The 2,610-nt window shown below is 39.2% G+C and carries 1 protein-coding gene; it reads right to left on the bottom strand.

Annotated features, from left to right (window positions below; all coding sequences use genetic code 11):
- Positions 1–106 precede the first annotated feature (106 nt).
- Positions 107–1,864, bottom strand: coding sequence for a group II intron reverse transcriptase/maturase (gene ltrA / locus M2277_RS31550; RefSeq protein WP_152828223.1), 1,758 nt, complete (start codon positions 1,862–1,864; stop codon positions 107–109).
- Positions 1,865–2,610 lie beyond the last annotated feature (746 nt).

A 2,610-nucleotide genomic window follows, 5' to 3' on the forward strand; every position in this document is an offset into this window, starting at 1 on the left:
AATTATTGGAATAGGTAAGGGTTTGATATTATCTCCACCTTTTCCCCTCCTCCACACCGTGCATGCAATTTTCACCGCACACGGCGTTCCACCTTATATGCTAAAGTTATATGCTCACAAGTTTACATGCTTTGCGATAGAGATTGATTTTATCAATCATAGCGTCGGTAAGTTGTAGGATACTTTTGTAATGTTCAATCGTTTTATCTTCTGTGGCATGTACTAACCTGTGTACATCGCTGTGAATAATGCATAGGTTATTGTACTTATCTGTGCCACCCAGGGATAGAGGTTCGTAGTGATGACAATGAACCTCTTCTGCCTGTAAGAATAAACCCGTGACTTCGCATAATCCCTGAACTCCTGAGTACCTTGAAAGCCGATTGTCGGAATATTCAAGAGTCCTATCCCAGACGTCCGATCGAATTAGTTTCGATAACTCTACTTGGACGTGAAACTTGAGATTTACGTGAATGCTTTCTCTGGCTTCAGCATTATACGGGGTTGATTCCTGGCTGAAGTTTAGTGGTTTACTTTTAGAAATGTCCTGTAAAGGGAAGAGTAGCGTTCCTGCAACCTCCCAAGTTTTATTATTATTTTTATAAAACTTAGAGTATGTTGGAGGCGGCCGTTTTGGTCTTCCGTATCTACTGATGGATTTGAGACGATTGAACATAAATCGACTTTTGCGAAAGGCAATTTCCTGAAAGTCCATGCTTACATGTGATGCGAATTTGAAATAGTTATGTAGGCCAAGGACAAAGCTATTCCATTGTGAGATCGTTTTTGGAGTAGGAGATAGCTTAATTTCAGTGATCAATTTATTTATTCGTTTCTTGATCTGATCCTTCTTCTTATCAGAGATGAAACTATGAGCAACATGCTTTTTGCCTTTAGGAACGGCCTTAAACTTAAAGCCCAAGAAATTGGATGATTTCTTGCGCAGATTTATGACCATTGATTTCTCTGGAGAGACATCTAGTTTAAGTCGTTCTTTAAGGTATTGTTTTACTGCATGGTACCATTTATAGGCGTCTTGTGAGGTTCTGGCAAAGATCTTAAAGTCATCAGCATACCTTACGATAAAGCCCTCTTTGAGTTTTGTCCTCTTCAGGGCGGCATATTTATTTCTTTGTGTGTAAGGATGTTTGGTTTTAAAATTTTCCCATTGCCCTGCAACCCAGTGATCCAAGTCATTAAGTACTATGTTGGATAATAAGGGAGAGAGAATTCCACCTTGCGGTGTACCTTTACGAGGTATTCCTTCCTTTTCAATGGGTGCCTTCAACATTTTTCCTATAATGGCCAGTACTCTCCGGTCTTTAATCCCTATATTCCAAAGTTGTTTAAGAAGCAGTGTATGGTTTACGTTATCAAAGAAGCCTTTTATATCGATATCAACAACAAAGTGGAGTTGGGCGTTGTTAATTAATGTATCGCATCTTGACTTTGCATGATGCGTGCTTCTTAGAGGCCTGAATCCATAACTATGCTTATAAAACTTTGCTTCACAGATAGGTTCTAAAACTTGCTTGACCATTTGCTGTATTAATCTGTCCAGCATACTAGGAATACCTAATGGTCGTTTATCGCCATTGGGTTTCGGGATGAAGACACGTCTGACTAGTTTCGGTTTATAGTGATCAAGTGTTTTACGAATCGTATTGATGAATTCATCCTGACTGTAGCTATTGAAATCATCAATGCTAAATTGATCAGTGCCTTGAGTCTTTGATCCTTTGTTGCTTTTAATCATTCGATAGGCTAGAAGTATATTATTATCAGAAGTAATCAGTTCATATAGCCTGTTAAACGAGCAACCTTCTTTACTTTTAAGGTAAAGAGTATCAAAGATCGATTGCATCCCGTAGTATTCAGCGTATCGCAAATATGTGATGATTGTGGACAACTCCTTGAAAAGTTGTTTCCCACTTTCTTACCTGACCGATCATCTGCAACTTGAGTAATTTAACTTAAATTTATAAGGCTTGGGGCTATCCCTCCGGAATGTTTCCATTCTTTCATAGGTACTGTGCCCCTACTCTCACAAGAGTAAATCATGTTGCCATGAACCATTCCCTTGATAGAGGTTTAACAACGGAGTTGTATAAATGTCTCTTGCTTTCCACGTTCCGATTATTCTAGCTATCCATGCGCGTTTTAGGTGGCGACTATAAGCCTGTAAACCTTATACCCTCTTTGTTAGGTATCCCGAATTTCATAACTTCAAATCTTACTTTTCGGTAGTTTACGCTGCTAGTGCAGCACAATTCTTTCGAATTGTTATACCTCTAGACCCGTACATTCATCGCTTGGTCAGTTACTTGTGTAACATTCTCACCATGACGCGCTTTTCAGCACCCCGACCTATTTCAGACCATATTTCTCAAAGAGAAACTTAGGCCCGATTCAGCCGACTTCACCTAGCTTCAAACAGAGACAAGCTATCTCTTGTTTCTGCTTGTAGGAGTATTAGGTAGGAAGTTTAAGCTCAACATGAAGGCTTTCATTCCTTCCTTCGAATAATCAGTTGTTATTCTTTTTATTTGATAAGAACCCACTCTTTTCATACCATTAGGCACTTATAGAGTAACGTGTCGCACTGAAATG

This window comes from Paenibacillus sp. LBL, from assembly GCF_029893715.1.
Classification (GTDB): Bacteria; Bacillota; Bacilli; order Paenibacillales; family Paenibacillaceae; genus Paenibacillus_AQ; species Paenibacillus_AQ glucanolyticus.